The following is a 17,031-nucleotide window of genomic DNA, read 5'->3' as shown; positions in this document are numbered from 1 at the left end:
CGTTCTTTTTGGCCGCACCCCACACCCCGCAGGAGCCCCATGGAGCAATTTCGCAATATCGGCATTATCGGTCGCCTGGGCAGTACCCAGGTGTTGGACACCGTCCGCCGACTGAAGAAGTTTCTGCTCGAGCGCCACCTGCATGTGATCCTCGAAGACACCATCGCTGAAATCCTCCCGGGCCACGGCCTGCAAACCTCGTCGCGCAAGATGCTCGGCGAAGTCTGCGACATGGTCATTGTGGTCGGCGGCGATGGCAGTTTGCTCGGCGCCGCGCGTGCGCTGGCGCGGCATAACGTGCCGGTGCTGGGGATCAACCGCGGCAGCCTGGGGTTTCTGACCGATATCCGCCCCGATGAGCTGGAAGTCGAAGTGGCCAAGGTGCTCGACGGCCATTACCTGGTGGAGAACCGCTTCCTGCTGCAAGCCGAAGTGCGCCGCCATGGCGAGGCCATTGGCCAGGGCGATGCCCTCAACGATGTGGTGCTGCACCCGGGCAAGTCCACGCGGATGATCGAATTCGAGTTGTACATCGACGGCCAGTTCGTGTGCAGCCAGAAGGCCGACGGCCTGATCGTCGCCACGCCTACCGGTTCGACCGCCTACGCGCTGTCGGCTGGCGGCCCGATCATGCATCCCAAGCTCGATGCCATTGTGATCGTGCCGATGTACCCCCATATGTTGTCCAGCAGACCGATTGTGGTCGATGGCAACAGTGAGTTGAAAATCGTGGTGTCCAAAGACATGCAGATTTACCCGCAAGTCTCCTGCGACGGGCAGAACCATTTCACCTGCGCCCCCGGTGACACCATCACCGTGAGCAAGAAGGCACAGAAGTTGCGGTTGATCCACCCGCTGGATCACAACTACTACGAAGTGTGCCGTACCAAGTTGGGCTGGGGCAGCCGCTTGGGGGGTGGAGGCGACTGATGCTCGATCCCGCGCGTAGCTACGACCTGATTGGTGACGTGCACGGTTGCGCTCATACCCTTGAGCACTTGCTCGACCAATTGGGTTACCACAAGCAGGGCGGCACCTGGCGCCATCCGTCCCGCATGGCGGTGTTCCTCGGCGATATCATCGACCGTGGCCCGCGTATCCGCGAGGCGCTGCATATCGTCCACGATATGACCGAGGCCGGCCAGGCGCTGTGCATCATGGGCAACCATGAGTTCAACGCGCTGGGCTGGACCACCCCGGCGCCACCTGGCAGCGGCAAGCAGTTCGTGCGCGAGCACAACCCACGGCATGCGCGCTTGATCCAAGAGACCCTGACCCAGTTCGAACACCACCCGGCCGACTGGCACGACTTCCTCGGCTGGTTCTACGACATGCCGCTGTTTGTCGATGCCGGGCGTTTCCGCGTGGTGCACGCATGCTGGGACGACGGCTTTATCCAGCCGCTGCGCGCGACCTTCCCGGATGGCTGTATCGACCAGCACTTCCTGCAGGCCGCCGCCGTGCCGGGCAGTTTTGCCTGCAACGCCTTCGACCGGCTGCTGCGCGGCACCGATATGCGCCTGCCCGACGGCTTGACCTTGACCGGTGGCGATGGCCTGACGCGCTCGTTCTTTCGCACCAAGTTCTGGGAAGACGACCCCAAGACCTACGGCGACATCGTGTTCCAGCCCGACGCTTTGCCGGAGCCGGTGGCGCGTACGCCGTTGTCTTCCAAGCAAAAGAACTCGTTGCTGCGCTACGGGGTCGATGAGCCGCTGTTGTTCGTCGGTCACTACTGGCGCAGCGGCAAACCGGCGCCGATCCGCCCGAACCTGGCCTGCCTGGACTACAGCGCGGTGCTGTACGGCAAGCTGGTAGCGTATCGACTGGACCAGGAAACCCAGCTGGATCCGCGTAAATTCGTATGGGTCGACGTTGAGCGACCAGAGGCCATTCCATGAGTACCGTAGCTGTATTGCGCTTGCCCCTGAGCGTCGACCTGGGTGGTTTCGTCAAGTTGCTGCAACGCATGCAAGTGCCCCATCGCGTCAGTGAAGAGGCGGGCGAGCAAGTGTTGTGGGTGCCCGAAACCATCAGTGATGACGTGCGCGTGTTGTATCAGCGCTTCCCCGCCGGCGACCCGGACCAGCAGTTGGATATTCCCGAGCAGGCACCGGTTGCTCGGCCAGGCTTTGTCCAGCAAGTACGCCATAGCCCGGTCACTGCGCTGGTGCTGCTGGCCAGCCTTATCGTTGGCGCCGTGACCCTGCTCGGCGAAAACCTGCAAGCCATGGCCTGGCTGACCTTCCTGCCGTTCCGGGTGCTGGGCGAGTACATCCAGTTCACGCCGCTTGCCGACACGCTGGCTTCGGGGCAGTGGTGGCGCCTGGTCACGCCGATGCTGATTCACTTCGGCATCCTGCACCTGGCCATGAACGGCATGTGGTACTGGGAGCTGGGCCGGCGCATTGAAGCGCGCCAGGGCAGTATCAACCTGCTGGGCCTGACCCTGTTGTTCAGCCTGGTCTCCAACTACGCTCAATATGCCTATGGCGGGCCCGGCCTGTTTGGCGGTTTGTCCGGCGTGCTGTATGGCCTGCTCGGGCACTGCTGGATCTTTCAATTATTGTCACCCAACCCCGCCTATCGCCTGCCCCGTGGGGTGCTGGTGATGATGCTGGTGTGGCTGCTGCTCTGCCTGTCGGGGCTGGTCTCGATGATCGGCTTCGGCGAAATCGCCAACGCGGCCCATGTGGGCGGCTTGGTCATCGGTTGCCTGACGGGTTTGCTCGGTGGTTTGTACAACCGTCGCAAAGCGTCTATTTGATAAGGAAGAGCCTTATGTCCTCTTTTGCTGCAATGATCGAAAACATCACTCCGGACATCTACGAGAGCCTCAAGCTCGCCGTGGAAATCGGCAAATGGTCTGACGGCCGCAAGCTCACCGCCGAGCAGCGCGAGCTGTCCTTGCAGGCGGTGATCGCCTGGGAAATCCAGAACCTGCCCGAAGAGCAGCGCACCGGCTACATGGGCCCGCAGGAATGCGCCTCCAAGTCGGCGCCGGTGCCGAATATCCTGTTCAAGTCGGATGCGATCCATTGATTGAGATTGGTCGCGGTGCAGTCAGCAAAATGTCGGCGCAACTCGGTGAGCCGACCGTTCAATACGCCTTTCGCCTGGGCGATGTCGAGGTGCCGGTCAACCCCTTGATCGGCACCCACGTGCGCCTGGAGTATCTCGGCGCCATTCATTGCAGTCATTGCGGGCGCAAGACCAAGACCAGCTTCAGCCAGGGCTATTGCTACCCGTGCATGACCAAGCTGGCCCAGTGCGACCTGTGCATCATGAGCCCCGAGCGCTGCCATTACGACGCCGGCACCTGCCGTGATCCCGGCTGGGGCGAAACGTTCTGCATGACGGACCACGTGGTGTACCTGGCCAATTCGTCGGGGATCAAGGTCGGCATCACCCGCGCCACCCAATTGCCCACTCGCTGGCTCGACCAGGGCGCCAGCCAGGCGCTGCCGATCATGCGTGTCGCCACGCGCCAGCAGTCCGGCTTCGTCGAAGACCTGTTCCGCAGCCAGGTCGCCGACAAGACCAACTGGCGCGCCCTGCTCAAGGGCGACGCGGCAGCGGTGGACCTCAAGCAAGTGCGCGACAAGCTGTTTGCTTCCTGCGCCGAAGGCTTGCTGGGTTTGCAGGAACGCTTTGGCCTGCAAGCCATCCAAACCATTGCCGACATCGAGCCGATTGAAATCCGCTACCCGGTCGAGCAGTATCCGACCAAGATCGTCAGCTTCAACCTGGACAAGAACCCGATTGCCGAAGGCACGCTGCTGGGGATCAAGGGCCAATACCTGATCTTCGATACCGGCGTTATCAATATTCGTAAATACACGGCCTACCAGCTCGCCGTGCATCAGTAGAAGGATCCCAAGCATGCGCACCGAACAACCGAAGATGATCTACCTTAAGGACTATCAGGCGCCGGACTACCTGATCGACGAGACGCACCTGACCTTCGAGTTGTTCGAGGACCACAGCCTGGTCCACGCGCAATTGGTGATGCGCCGCAACCCCGAGCGCGGCGCCGGCCTGCCGCCGTTGGTGCTGGACGGCCAGCAGCTTGAGCTATTGAGTGTCAACCTGGCTGACCAGGAGCTGACGGACGCTGACTACCAGCTGACCGACAGCCACCTGACCGTGCAGCCCAAGAGTGCAACGTTCACCCTCGACACCACCGTCAAGATCCACCCGGAAACCAACACTGCCCTCGAAGGGCTGTACAAATCCGGCAGCATGTTCTGCACCCAGTGCGAAGCCGAAGGCTTCCGCAAGATCACTTACTACCTCGACCGCCCGGACGTGATGAGCGTCTTCACCACCACAGTGATCGCTGAGCAGCACAGCTACCCGGTGTTGCTGTCCAACGGCAACCCGATTGCCAGCGGCCCTGGCGAAGACGGCCGGCATTGGGCGACCTGGGAAGACCCGTTCAAAAAGCCAGCCTATCTGTTCGCGCTGGTGGCCGGTGACCTGTGGTGCGTGGAAGACAGCTTCACCACCATGACCAACCGTGAAGTGGCGCTGCGCATCTACGTCGAACCGGAAAACATCGACAAATGCCAGCACGCCATGACCAGCCTGAAAAAATCCATGCGCTGGGACGAAGAAACCTACGGCCGCGAGTACGACCTCGACATCTTCATGATCGTGGCGGTCAACGACTTCAACATGGGCGCCATGGAGAACAAGGGCCTCAATATCTTCAACTCCAGCGCCGTGCTGGCTCGCGCCGAAACCGCCACCGACGCCGCTCACCAGCGGGTCGAGGCCATCGTCGCCCACGAGTACTTCCATAACTGGTCGGGCAACCGCGTGACCTGCCGCGACTGGTTCCAGCTGTCGCTCAAGGAAGGCTTCACCGTGTTCCGTGACTCGGGCTTCTCCGCCGACATGAACTCGGCCACGGTCAAGCGCATCCAGGACGTGGCCTACCTGCGTACCCACCAGTTCGCCGAAGACGCCGGCCCCATGGCCCACGCGGTGCGCCCGGACAGCTTTATCGAGATTTCCAACTTCTACACCCTGACCGTGTACGAAAAGGGCTCGGAAGTAGTCGGCATGCTCCATACCTTGCTCGGCGCCGACGGTTTCCGCAAAGGCAGCGACCTGTACTTCGAACGCCACGACGGCCAGGCCGTGACCTGCGATGACTTCATCAAGGCCATGGAAGACGCCAATGGTGCCGACCTCAGCCAGTTCAAACGCTGGTACAGCCAGGCCGGTACGCCACGTCTGGCGGTCAGCGAGTCGTATGACGCTGCGGCCAGGGCCTATAGCCTGACTTTCCGCCAGAGCTGCCCGGCTACTCCGGACAAGGTCGAGAAGCTGCCGTTCGTGATTCCGGTGGCACTTGGTTTGCTGGACGGGCAGGGCGCAGGTATTGCCTTGCGCCTGGCCGGTGAGGCGACGGCTGGCGGCACGTCCCGGGTGATCTCCGTGACTGAAGCCGAGCAGACCTTCACCTTCGTCGACATCGCCGAAAAACCTCTGCCTTCGCTGCTGCGTGGCTTCTCGGCGCCGGTGAAGCTGAGCTTCCCTTACGACCGCGACCAACTGATGTTCCTGATGCAGCACGACAGCGACGGTTTCAACCGTTGGGATGCCGGCCAGCAACTGTCGGTGCAGGTGCTGCAGGAACTGATCGGGCAGCATCAGGCGGGTCAGCCGCTGAAGCTGGATCAGCGCCTGATCGACGCGCTGCGCACGGTTTTGAGCGATGAAAGCCTGGACCAGGCCATGGTCGCGGAAATGCTCTCGCTGCCGAGCGAAGCCTACCTGGCGGAAATCAGCGACGTGGCGGATGTGGATGCCATTCACGCCGCCCGTGAGTATGCCCGCAAGCAATTGGCCGACAACCTGTTCGAAGGATTGTGGCTGCGTTACCAGGCCAATCGCGACCTGTCCAGGCAGACGCCGTACGTGGCGGAGGCCGAGCACTTTGCCCGTCGCGCCCTGCAAAACATCACGTTGTCGTACCTGATGCTCAGCGGCAAGCCGCAAGTACTCGCGGCCACTCTGGATCAGTTCGATACTGCCGACAACATGACAGAGCGCCTGACCGCCCTGGCGGTACTGGTGAACTCGCCGTTCGAGGCGGAAAAAGCCCAGGCCCTGGCGGTGTTTGCCGAGAATTTCAAGGACAACCCGTTGGTGATGGACCAGTGGTTCAGCGTCCAGGCCGGCAGCACCTTGCCGGGCGGGTTGGCGCGGGTCAAGGCGCTGATGGAGCATCCGGCGTTCACCATCAAGAACCCGAACAAGGTGCGTGCGCTGATCGGTGCATTTGCCGGGCAGAACCTGATCAACTTCCATGCGGCGGACGGCTCGGGTTATCGCTTCCTGGCGGACCTGGTGATCCAGCTCAACACCCTGAACCCTCAGATCGCTTCGCGCCAACTGGCGCCGCTGACGCGCTGGCGCAAATACGACAGCGCGCGGCAGGCGCTGATGAAAGCGGAACTGGAGCGCATTCTGGCGTCCGGCGAGCTGTCCAGTGATGTGTTTGAGGTGGTCAGTAAAAGCCTGGCGTAAGTAGGGGGGGGGCCGCCGGCGGCTATTGCGCGGGTGGTCTTCAATCCAAATGTAGGGGGGCTTGGTTCCGCTGGGGCCTGACAGCCGAACGCTAACTAACGGATGCCCCGCGATCCAAATGTGGGAGGGGGCTTGCCCCCGATGGCGGCCTGACAGCCGACCAAGATGTTGGATCAGACCGAGTACATATCCATTCCTGCGGTAACGGCCACTTAGGGTTCCGCTTTTACAGCGGGTCACTTTTAAAAAGCGCAAAAGTAACCACCAAAACGCACTTGCCCCACCACTCGGCTATTAACGTTGCTCCCGGCCCTTTGGGGCAAACAACGAAGATTTCACGGCTGGATATCTGCGCGTAAGTCATACTGGCGGGCATGACTTTCGACTCGCCGCTCGCCGCTTACCAACACGCCATCGCCCAGCAAGGTTTCGTTTCCGACGACGCCCAGCGCTTGGCGGTGCAAGCCCTGCAAACCTGCCATGCGGCACTGCACCAAGGCCGCTCGCCGGTGACCGGGGTTTACCTGTGGGGGCCGGTAGGCCGCGGCAAGACCTGGCTGATGGACCAGTTCTACCAAAGCCTGCGTATTCGCGCACGACGCCAGCATTTTCATCACTTCATGGGGTGGGTTCACCAACGTTTGTTCCAGCTCACGGGAACCCAGGATCCGTTGCAGGCGTTGGCCCGGGAGTTGAGTCGGGAGGTGCGGGTGCTGTGCTTCGATGAGCTGTTTGTGAATGACATTGGTGACGCGATCATCCTTGGTCGCCTGTTCCAGGTGATGTTTGAGGAGGGCATGGTGATGGTGTGCACCTCCAACCAGCCGCCCGATCAGCTATACGCCGATGGGTTCAATCGCGAGCGTTTCCTGCCGGGCATCGTTGCACTCCAGCGGCACATGCAGGTGGTGGCAGTGGACGGCGGCGAGGACCATCGCTTGCATCCCGGAGCGGGCCTGCAGCGTTACTGGGTGAACCAGCCGGCTGCAATGGCTGCGGTGTTCAAGCAATTAAGCCTGGGGCAGCGTGTGGTCAGCGGGGCAGTGAGCGTAGGTCACCGTTCTATCGTGGCGGTACAGGCCAGTGACAGGGTGCTCTGGTGCCGCTATGCCGAGCTGTGCGAACAGCCCCTGGCCGCCATGGACTTTATGCTGCTGTGTGATCGCTACCAGGCCATCCTGCTGGGCGACGTGCCCAACCTCAGCGCACAAAAGCGTGCCGGGCGGATTGCCCGTGGCACCGAGGACGGTGTCGAACGTGTGGAGGCGGGGGATCGCGAATTGCCGCAGCTGTCGGTACACGATGACAGCGTGCGACGCTTTATCGCGTTGGTGGACGAATGCTACGACCGCAAGGTGCCGCTCTTTATCGACGCCGCAGTGCCATTGGAGAGCCTTTACACCGAAGGCTACCTGGAGTTTCCTTTCCGTCGCACCCTGAGCCGTTTGCAGGCGATGCAGTTGCAACGCTTCGCCGTCTAGGAAAATTCGCCGTTTCAGGGATGTTTGCAGGTTTTGATGCGTTCAACCTTCGCGATTTCTGTCGGGCATTTGTAGTTAATCTCCTTCATCTGTTGTCGACTCCGCGCTTACAATCGCAGCTCTCAAAGGGAAACGAATCCCTGGTTGTCGTTATCGAGGAAGGAAATGGACACCCCAGACATCCTGGTGCTGCAAGCCAGCTACACCAACGCCGTGCATGCCGATGCCATTGGCCTGTTGCTCAATCATTATGCTGAAGATTCGATGGGCGGCGGCCACACCTTGCCGGCCGATCTCTTGCAGCAGCTGCCTGCCGAGTTGGCCAAGCGCCCACACGCGTTCAGCGTCCTGGCGTTTGTCGGTGGCGAACCGGCGGGGTTGGTCAACTGTTTTGAAGGTTTCTCAACCTTTGCCTGCCGCCCGCTGGTCAATGTCCACGACGTGGTGGTGATGGATAGGTTTCGTGGCTTGGGGTTGAGTCAGAAAATGCTGCAGAAGGTCGAGGAAATCGCTCGGCAGCGCGGCTGCTGCAAGATCACCCTGGAAGTGCTTGAAGGTAATGAGCTGGCACAGTCGGCCTACCGAAAGTTTGGTTTCGATGATTCAGTATTTGATCCGAAGCATGGGCGTATGTTGTTCTGGAGCAAGTCGCTTTAATAAAGGCCAAGCGAAAAAAGGGCGCCGTTAATTGGCGCCCAATACACCTTTGCCAACGGAGCGGAGTGGCGCAGGGTGTTGCGGATTAAATAAACATTAAATCAACTGTTCGGTTGTTCTTCGTTGACGGTGTCGACCTTCAAGGTTTTGCCGTCGGCGGAGGCCATTCGCTGTTCAGCTGCGCCATGGGTTTGTTGCTGAATGAAGCTGAAGTTCTGGTAGAACTCCTTCGAACGCTCTGAACCGCCTTCTGCGAAAGCGGCGGCGGAAGTCAGTGTCATCAGGCTGGCAAGCATCAAGGTCGAGAGTTTCATCGCGGTATTCCCATTAAGAGTGATAAGTGTCTGGCCGTTCCTTGATCAGAAGCATGGAGCGACTATGGCCGTATCTTATTAAGTGGGAGTTAACGCAAAGTGCCTGCGAAGTTAACAGTTTTGTTAACTTCGCAGGCACTGGGCAGGGCAGGGTACAAATAAGCAAGGGGATGAAGAACTTCAGGCTCGAACGAGAATGATTGTATTGTTCTGTCGCCGAGCCCAGGATTACTTCAACACCACTTCACTGCTATCGGCCTTCTTCGGCTTGATCAGGCTGAAGTCGATCAACGCCTTCTGCTTGGTTTCGTAAGGGTTGCCGATCAGCAAGGGGCGTGGCTTGAAGCTGTCGCTGACCAGGCTCTTGCTATGGTCCAGCTCGTCAAAACTCAAGCCGGCCATGTCGGCCCAGGTGTGAATCAGCTGCGAGCTGCTGTAAGGCCGCTGCAGGTCGCCGGCGAAGCTCCAGTCGTGGCTTTCGCGCCACTTCGGTGAGGCGTAGGCCATGAACGGGATGGTGTACATCGGCGCAGTCGGCTTGCCTTCGTTGCGGCCCAGGGTGTCGTGGCCGGCAGAATCGAACACATCTTCGCCATGGTCCGAGAGGTACAACAGGAAACCATTGGGGTCGGTCTTGGCGTAGTCCTTGATCAGGCTGGAGACCACGAAGTCGTTGTACAGCACGGCGTTGTCATAGCTGTTGTACGTCGGCAACTGCGCATCGCTGACACCCGCGGGCACGCCCTGGCGGTCGGTGAACTTGTCGAAGGTCGGCGGGTAGCGGTACTGATAGCTCATGTGAGTGCCCAGCAGGTGCACCACGATGAACTTGCGCTCAGCGGTATCGGCCAGGGCCTTGGAGAACGGCGCCAGCACATCGCCGTCATACTGACGGGCGTTCTGGTTGCGGTTGTTATTCAAGTACACCTGTTCGTCGGCCTGTTCGGAAAAGGTCGTGAGCATGGTGTTGCGTTTGGTCATGGTCTGCTGGTTGGTGATCCAGAAGGTCTTGTAGCCGGCCTGCTTCATTACGCTGACGATCGACGGCGTCTTGAGGTACAGGTCCGGGTTTTCTTCGTCGGCAAAGGTCAGCACCTGTTGCAGCGCTTCAATAGTGTAGGGGCGCGGGGTGATGACATTGTCGAACACGGCCAGTTGGTCGCGCAGCTTGTCCAGCTCTGGCGTGGTATTGCGCGGGTAACCGTAGAGGCTCATGCGTTGGCGGTTGGTGGACTCGCCGATCACCAGTACCAGGGTGGACGGCTGGCCGGCCATGCTGTCCTTGAGGTTCTTCAATGGCGGGATCTGGCTGGCACTGTTCAGCATGCCTTGCATATTGTCCAGCTGTTCGGTGTAGCGACGGTAGGCGACGATCATCTGCCAAGGCACGGCCGGTTCGATACGGGTCTCGAAACGGTCGATGGCCAATTCCATGGTTTCGCTGGTAGCGATCTGCTTGACCAGCGGGTAGCCCACAACAGCCAGGACGATGGCCACCGCTGCCACGATCGACTGGCCGCGCGGCAGGTAAACAGGGCGCAGGCGTGTCCAGAGGAAAATGGCGAAGGCGGTGTGGGCAATAAATGCCAGTACGATCCACCAGGCAAAATATTGGGTCGCGTATTCGCCGGCTTCAGAGATGTTCGATTCGAACATGATGAAGATGACGCTCTGGGAAAATTCCTGCTGGTAAATGAAGAAATAACCCAGGCTCGCCATGGAGCAGGCCCACAGCACCACGCCGATCAGTGCGGCAAGCAGGCGCGTACGACGCGGGAACAGCAACATTGGCGCCAGCCACAGCGCACTCATGAAGAAGGCTTGGCGGAAACCACTGAAGCCGGAGGTGCCGGTCAGTTGGATTAACAGTTGGGTAATACCCGAGAAATACCAGAAAAACAGAAATAACCAGCCAAGGCCGGCCCAATCAAAGCCTTTCGCAGTCGTCGTGCTGCGTTTGAACATCGCCATCCAGCGCCCCATCAGAGAATGATTGTCGCGCAACAGGCGCGCGACATCGGGCCGCCCAGGAAGTGAGCGGCATCGCGGAACGGGAGTATCGGGAGTGGAATGTGAAAACTTTGTGAGTTTTCTGTAGGTATTACCTTACAGCGCGCGCAGGCACCTGCTCAGCAGAGTAAGGGCTTGGCATCAGAAGCTTGCTCCAGCTGGGCTTGAAGGTGCAGGCGCAGGCGCAGGACTTCCTGCTGCAACTGATCACGCTCGTCTTTCAACTGACGCAATTCATCGCGACGGATGCTGACATAGAGGGTCTGTGGCGGGCGGGTCATCTGTGCTGTGCTCATTGCTTACCTCGCAAATAGCCGGTAGATCGCGGTGCCGGAACAGGTTTCCAGCAACAGTCGGGAGCAAGTTTGAATTCTTTTGCGAGACAAGGGAACTTTTTTATTTTTCGCGGTCGTGTGACTTTTTCGGGGGTGATGGTGAAACGATGGCAATTTTTTTGTCATGAAACTACACGGATCCGCTCTGGACTAACCCTCATTAGCCTCATTGCGCTATAAACTATGGCACACATTTTTTAGCAGTTAGGAGCATCAGCACATGCAACTGGGGATTATCGGACTAGGCCGCATGGGCGGTAACATTGCGCGGCGCCTGATGCTCAATGGGCATACCACCGTTGTATACGACCGTAACGAAGCCTTTGTCAAAGGCCTGAGCGAGGAGGGCGCTACTGGCGTCGCCGACTTGAAAGCCCTGGTGGCCGGCCTGCAAAAGCCCCGTGCTGTGTGGGTAATGTTGCCGGCGGGCGCGCCCACTGAAGACACCATCAATGCGCTGAGTGAGTTGCTCGAAGACGGTGATGTGATCATCGACGGCGGCAACACCAACTACAAGGACGACGTGCGTCGCGCCAAGGCCCTGGCGGAAAAGGGCCTGCACTACGTCGACGTCGGCACTTCGGGTGGCGTCTGGGGTCTGGAACGTGGCTACTGCATGATGATCGGCGGCGACGTCGAGACGGTGCAGCGCCTTGACCCGATCTTCAAGAGCCTGGCGCCGGGTATGGGCAACATCCCGCGCACCAAGGACCGTTCGCCGTCTGCCGACCCGCGTGCCGAGCACGGTTATATCCATGCAGGCCCAGCGGGCTCCGGTCACTTCGTCAAGATGATCCATAATGGCATCGAGTACGGAATGATGCAGGCGTTTGCCGAAGGTTTTGACATCCTCAAGACCAAGAACTCGGAAAACCTGCCGGAAGACCAGCGTTTCGACCTCAACGTTGCCGATATCGCCGAAGTCTGGCGCCGTGGCAGCGTGGTGTCGTCCTGGCTGCTGGACCTGACCGCCGACGCCCTGGCCACCGATCCGAAGCTCGATGGCTACTCAGGTTCCGTGGCCGACAGCGGTGAAGGTCGCTGGACCATCGAAGCGGCCATGGAACAGGCGGTGCCGGTACCGGTGCTGTCGACGTCGTTGTTTGCGCGTTTCCGTTCCCGCCAGCAGAGCACCTACGGTGACAAAATGCTGTCTGCCATGCGCTTCGGCTTTGGCGGCCATGTGGAGACTTCAAAAAAATGACCGCCAACGGCAAGAAACCCAAGGCCGAACCTGCACCCCCCACCACCCTGTTTCTGTTTGGCGCCCATGGCGACCTGGTCAAGCGCCTGCTCATGCCGGCGCTGTATAACCTGAGCCGCGACGGGCTGCTGGGCGATGGCTTGCGCATTGTCGGCGTTGATCACAACGCCATCAGCGATGCCGACTTCGCCAAGAAGCTTGAGGACTTCATTCGCACCGAGGCCGCCAGCAAAGTCCGCGGCAATGCCGAAAATGCCCTGGACCCGGCGATGTGGGCAAAATTGGCCAAGGGTATCAGCTACGTCGAGGGCGACTTCCTCGACGACAGCACCTATGGGGATATTGCGCAGAAGATCGCTGACAGCGGCACCGCCAACGCGGTGTTCTACCTGGCCACGGCACCGCGCTTCTTCAGTGAAGTGGTGCAGCGCCTGGGCAGCGCCGGCTTGCTGAACGAAACGGAGGAGGGCTTTCGCCGCGTGGTCATCGAAAAGCCGTTCGGCTCCGACCTGGCTACCGCCGAGGCGCTGAATGCGTGCCTGCTCAAGGTGATGAGCGAGAAGCAGATCTACCGCATCGACCATTACCTGGGCAAGGAAACGGTGCAGAACATCCTCATCAGCCGTTTCTCCAACGTGCTGTTCGAAGCGTTCTGGAACAACCACTACATCGACCACGTGCAAATCACCGCCGCCGAAACGGTCGGCGTGGAAACCCGGGGCAATTTCTTCGAGAAAACCGGCACCCTGCGCGACATGGTGCCCAATCACCTGTTCCAGTTGCTGGCGATGGTCGCCATGGAACCGCCGGCCGCCTTTGGCGCCGATGCGGTGCGTGGCGAGAAGGCCAAGGTGGTCGGTGCCATCCGCCCCTGGTCTTTGGAGGATGCCCGGGCCAACTCGGTTCGCGGCCAGTACACCGCCGGCGAAATCGCCGGCAAGGCGCTGCCAGGCTATCGCGAGGAAGCCAACGTTGCACCCGACAGCAGCACCGAGACCTTTGTCGCCCTCAAGGTGATGATCGACAACTGGCGCTGGGTTGGCGTGCCGTTCTACCTGCGCACCGGTAAACGCATGAGCATTCGCGATACTGAGATCGTGATCTGCTTCAAGCACGCGCCCTATGCGCAGTTCCGCGACACCGAAGTCGATGAGCTCAAGCCCACCTACCTGAAGATCCAGATCCAGCCGAACGAAGGCATGTGGTTCGACCTGCTGGCCAAGAAGCCTGGGCCGACCCTGGAGATGGCCAATATCGAGCTGGGTTTTGACTACAAGGACTTCTTCGAGATGCAACCGTCGACAGGCTACGAAACCCTCATCTACGACTGCATGACCGGCGACCAGACCTTGTTCCAGCGTGCCGACAATATCGAGAACGGTTGGCGTGCGGTGCAGCCGTTCCTCGATGCATGGAAGGAAGATGACGGCATCCAGGCGTACAAGGCCGGTGAAGACGGCCCTGCGGCGGCCGATGCGTTGCTGGCCCGTGATGGTCGCGCCTGGCATAGCCTCGGATGAGTGATGCGGCGATCCACCCCATCCGATTTGTTCTCAGCGATGTGGACGGGACCTTATTGCATCCCGACCACAGCCTCAGTCAGCGTACTGCCGACGCGATTCGTGCGATGCGTGAAACCGGGGTGCTTTTCAGCCTGGCCAGCGGGCGTCCGCCCAAGGCCATGTTGCACCTGATCGAGACCTTCGGTATCGACGTGCCGGTGGCGGGATTCAACGGCGGTACCTTGATCAACCCGGATGGCAGCATCCTGGTGGCCCACCACCTGCCGGCGGAAGCGGCGTTAGTGACATTGGCGCTGTTTTCGGCCGAGCCGGACGTGGAAGTCTGGGTGTTCGCCGACGGCGACTGGCTGCGCCGTGATCCGCCCGGGCCCATGGTGCAGCGCGAAGCCGACGGTCTGGGGTATGGGCCGGTGGTAGTGGAAAGTTTCGAGCCCTACCTGGATCGGGTCGACAAGATCGTCGCCGCGAGCAATAACACACAGTTGCTGGTGGAGCTGGAGGCGCAATTGCAGCCGAAGGTGCAAGGGTTGGCCCAGGTGTCACGTTCGCAACCGGTGTACCTGGACGTGACGGCGATGCTGGCCAACAAGGGCGAAGCCTTGAAAACCCTGGCCGCGCACCTTGGGGTGCCGCTTGAACAGACCGCCGCCATCGGCGACGGCGGCAACGATCCGGCGATGTTTCATGTAGCCGGTTTGTCCATTGCCATGGGCCAGGCCGAAGAAACCGTCAAACGCCAGGCCAATGTGGTGACCGGCAGCAATATCGACGACGGCGCTGCCGAGGCGTTCGAACGGTTTATTCTCGCGGCACGTTAAATCTGAAGTCTCGCTGCACAACTTCCAGCCTGTGTTTCCCAAGGGCTGGAAGTTGTTGTAGTGAATTACTTCGGCATTGCCCAGTGCTGCAACTGGTAGCCATCTTTATCGAGCTCGGCGCGGGCCTGCAACAACAGGTTTTCCAATTGCGCTGGATCGGTATAAGTCTTCGATGACAGCTGTTTGCTGCCGATACGGGTATTGGTACGGTCGATGACGCTCAGGCTGAGGGCGCCATTGCCATCGTGCCAGGCCACGCACTGGAAGGGTTGGAAGGCACGGTCTGCAATCAAAAGAGCTTCGTTGATGCGCAGCGGAGCGTTCATTTGGGTCTTCTCTCTGTATGCCCATTCAAGTGAGTACCGGCGGTTGGGCTGACCGTGCGGTGGGTTACTTGTACTGATGCACGATGATGGGGTGCGGGTCACATGCTAGAGCAAGAAATTTTAACTTTCCCTGATTAACATCATCTAAATGCCTGTTTTGAAAGCCGAATGAAAGTTTCGACCGCCAGCAACTTGTGAGAGCTACATGGCTTTTTGCCCGCACTTATAGCGAAATGGTACAAGCCAGGCGTCAATATCTTGCTAGGGTTACAGCCACGCGCCACAAACCCTTGTTTCTTAATAACTTTAATAAAACTGGCGCCAAGGAGTCGTCATGCTTGTGACACCCGTCCAACGTCGCTTGCTGGTGGTCGACCCCTGTGGCGACTGCCACGACTTATTGCCCGGCTTGCGCACCGCCGGCTGGGAAGTGGACAGTTGTGCCTTGCAGGCGGTAGGTGAGCGCTCCTGCGACGTGGGCCTGCTGCGCTTGCAGCCCAGCCATCTGGAGCGCCCTGAAGCGGTCAAGGAATTAATTGGCCGCAGCGGCACCGAGTGGATTGCTGTCCTCAGCCAGGATGTACTACGCCTGCAGAACGTCGGTGATTTTGTCTGTGAATGGTTCTTCGACTTTCATACCTTGCCGTTCGATGTGTCCCGAGTCCAGGTGACCATCGGCCGTGCGTTCGGCATGGCGCGCCTGCGTGGCAAGGGTTACGCGCCTGTGGATGAGCCCCACGAGCTGTTGGGCGACAGTCGCCCCATTCGTGAACTGCGCAAATTGTTGGCCAAGTTGGCCCCCACTGAATCCCCTGTGTTGATCCGCGGCGACAGCGGCACCGGTAAAGAACTGGTGGCCAAGACCTTGCATCGGCAATCCCAACGGCACGCTAAACCGTTCGTGGCAATCAATTGCGGCGCTATCCCTGAACACCTGATCCAATCCGAGCTGTTCGGCCATGAAAAAGGCGCGTTCACCGGCGCTCATCAGCGCAAGGTGGGGCGTATTGAGGCCGCCAACGGTGGCACGCTGTTCCTGGATGAAATCGGTGACCTACCGCTGGAGCTGCAAGCCAACCTTTTGCGTTTCCTGCAGGAAAAACACATCGAGCGCGTCGGCGGCAGTCAGCCGATCCCGGTGGATGTGCGGGTGCTTGCCGCGACCCATGTCGACCTCGAAGCTGCGGTGGAGAAGGGCACCTTTCGCGAAGACCTGTATTACCGCCTGAATGTCCTGCAAGTGGTCACTGCGCCTTTGCGCGAGCGCCATGGCGACGTGGCGATGCTGGCCAACCACTTTTCGCGTTTCTATAGCCGGGAAACCGGTCGGCGCCCGCGCAGTTTCAGCGAGGACGCGCTGGTAGCGATGGGGCAACACCCTTGGCCGGGCAATGTGCGGGAACTGGCCAACCGCGTGCGCCGCGGCCTGGTGTTGGCCGAAGGGCGCCAGATCGAAGCCGTTGATCTGGGCTTGCAAGGCCAACAGGCCCTTTCGGCACCGATGGCGACACTGGAAGACTACAAGCATCGCGCCGAACGCCAGGCGCTGTGCGATGTGCTCAACCGGCACAGCGACAACCTGAGTGTCGCCGCCCGTGTGCTGGGGATTTCCCGGCCGACGTTCTACCGGTTGCTGCACAAACACCAGATCCGCTAGGGCGGATAAACCCAAAGGCTGCGCAATGAGTTTGTGGGAGGGCGCTTGTTCCCGTTACGGCCTGAAAGCTGACGCCTGTCTACCTGACACTCCACGCTCCCACAGGGGATTTGTGCCAGGCGTTGATTCTGTGGGCAATACATGGGCCAATGTGGGAGCTGGCTTG

The 17,031-nt window shown here is 60.0% G+C and carries 16 protein-coding genes; 12 read left to right on the top strand and 4 right to left on the bottom strand.

What is annotated here, in order from left to right; translation table 11 throughout:
* Positions 1 to 39: 39 nt before the first annotated feature.
* From TU73_RS04250 to TU73_RS04215, 8 genes are all read left to right on the top strand, one after another.
* Positions 40 to 930, top strand: coding sequence for an NAD(+) kinase (locus TU73_RS04250; protein WP_003217892.1), 891 nt, complete (start codon positions 40 to 42; stop codon positions 928 to 930).
* Positions 927 to 1,901 carry a metallophosphoesterase gene (locus tag TU73_RS04245; RefSeq protein ID WP_162276334.1) on the top strand — a complete coding sequence of 325 codons (975 nt, stop codon included), beginning with the start codon at positions 927 to 929 and terminating at the stop codon, positions 1,899 to 1,901. Before TU73_RS04250 ends, TU73_RS04245 begins: the two co-directional genes overlap by 4 nt.
* Positions 1,898 to 2,767: a rhomboid family intramembrane serine protease gene (locus TU73_RS04240; RefSeq protein ID WP_057011131.1), complete on the top strand. Its 870-nt coding sequence runs from the start codon at positions 1,898 to 1,900 to the stop codon at positions 2,765 to 2,767. Before TU73_RS04245 ends, TU73_RS04240 begins: the two co-directional genes overlap by 4 nt.
* Positions 2,768 to 2,781: 14 nt before the next feature.
* A complete protein-coding gene (locus TU73_RS04235; protein WP_043051201.1) occupies positions 2,782 to 3,042 on the top strand; it encodes a YeaC family protein in 261 nt (86 codons plus the stop codon).
* Entirely contained in the window at positions 3,039 to 3,869 is an 831-nt protein-coding gene (locus tag TU73_RS04230; protein WP_057011130.1) for a DUF2797 domain-containing protein, read from the top strand. The genes TU73_RS04235 and TU73_RS04230 overlap by 4 nt, the downstream gene beginning before the upstream one ends.
* A gap of 13 nt (positions 3,870 to 3,882) precedes the next feature.
* On the top strand, positions 3,883 to 6,540 hold the full coding sequence (pepN, locus tag TU73_RS04225; protein WP_057011129.1) for an aminopeptidase N: 2,658 nt from the start codon (positions 3,883 to 3,885) through the stop codon (positions 6,538 to 6,540).
* 374 nt (positions 6,541 to 6,914) lie between these two features.
* On the top strand, positions 6,915 to 8,021 hold the full coding sequence (gene zapE, locus TU73_RS04220; protein ID WP_057011128.1) for a cell division protein ZapE: 1,107 nt from the start codon (positions 6,915 to 6,917) through the stop codon (positions 8,019 to 8,021).
* Positions 8,022 to 8,186: 165 nt separating this feature from the next.
* Positions 8,187 to 8,678: a GNAT family N-acetyltransferase gene (locus TU73_RS04215; protein WP_057011127.1), complete on the top strand. Its 492-nt coding sequence runs from the start codon at positions 8,187 to 8,189 to the stop codon at positions 8,676 to 8,678.
* Positions 8,679 to 8,779: 101 nt separating this feature from the next.
* Here the strand turns inward: TU73_RS04215 and TU73_RS04210 are convergent, their stop codons facing one another.
* From TU73_RS04210 to TU73_RS28910, 3 genes are all read right to left on the bottom strand, one after another.
* Positions 8,780 to 8,992, bottom strand: coding sequence for a hypothetical protein (locus TU73_RS04210; RefSeq protein WP_057011126.1), 213 nt, complete (start codon positions 8,990 to 8,992; stop codon positions 8,780 to 8,782).
* Positions 8,993 to 9,220: 228 nt separating this feature from the next.
* Positions 9,221 to 10,963, bottom strand: a complete 1,743-nt coding sequence (locus TU73_RS04205) for a phosphoethanolamine transferase CptA (protein ID WP_057011125.1) — start codon at positions 10,961 to 10,963, stop codon at positions 9,221 to 9,223.
* A gap of 158 nt (positions 10,964 to 11,121) precedes the next feature.
* The gene (locus TU73_RS28910) at positions 11,122 to 11,298 is read right to left on the bottom strand and encodes a DUF6026 family protein (RefSeq protein ID WP_156421197.1); all 177 of its coding nucleotides are present in this window, start codon (positions 11,296 to 11,298) and stop codon (positions 11,122 to 11,124) included.
* Between the two features lie 259 nt (positions 11,299 to 11,557).
* Between TU73_RS28910 and gnd the strand changes: the two genes are divergently transcribed.
* The 3 genes from gnd to TU73_RS04190 are packed head-to-tail and all read left to right on the top strand — an operon-like array spanning position 11,558 to position 14,882.
* On the top strand, positions 11,558 to 12,541 hold the full coding sequence (gnd, locus tag TU73_RS04200) for a phosphogluconate dehydrogenase (NAD(+)-dependent, decarboxylating) (protein ID WP_057011124.1): 984 nt from the start codon (positions 11,558 to 11,560) through the stop codon (positions 12,539 to 12,541).
* Positions 12,538 to 14,061, top strand: coding sequence for a glucose-6-phosphate dehydrogenase (gene zwf / locus TU73_RS04195; RefSeq protein ID WP_057011123.1), 1,524 nt, complete (start codon positions 12,538 to 12,540; stop codon positions 14,059 to 14,061). Before gnd ends, zwf begins: the two co-directional genes overlap by 4 nt.
* A complete protein-coding gene (locus tag TU73_RS04190; RefSeq protein ID WP_057011122.1) occupies positions 14,058 to 14,882 on the top strand; it encodes a Cof-type HAD-IIB family hydrolase in 825 nt (274 codons plus the stop codon). Before zwf ends, TU73_RS04190 begins: the two co-directional genes overlap by 4 nt.
* A gap of 65 nt (positions 14,883 to 14,947) precedes the next feature.
* On the opposite strand, the gene TU73_RS04185 is transcribed toward TU73_RS04190, so the two are convergent.
* The gene (locus TU73_RS04185; protein ID WP_043051608.1) at positions 14,948 to 15,208 is read right to left on the bottom strand and encodes a hypothetical protein; all 261 of its coding nucleotides are present in this window, start codon (positions 15,206 to 15,208) and stop codon (positions 14,948 to 14,950) included.
* Between the two features lie 334 nt (positions 15,209 to 15,542).
* On the opposite strand from TU73_RS04185, the gene TU73_RS04180 reads away from it, so the two are divergent.
* A complete protein-coding gene (locus TU73_RS04180; protein ID WP_057011121.1) occupies positions 15,543 to 16,865 on the top strand; it encodes a sigma-54 dependent transcriptional regulator in 1,323 nt (440 codons plus the stop codon).
* Positions 16,866 to 17,031 lie beyond the last annotated feature (166 nt).

The sequence above is a fragment of the Pseudomonas libanensis genome, assembly GCF_001439685.1.
In the GTDB taxonomy this organism is placed as follows: domain Bacteria; phylum Pseudomonadota; class Gammaproteobacteria; order Pseudomonadales; family Pseudomonadaceae; genus Aquipseudomonas; species Aquipseudomonas libanensis.
Note: the sequence above shows the minus strand (reverse complement) of the source record. Positions and strands in the feature narration are given on the sequence as shown.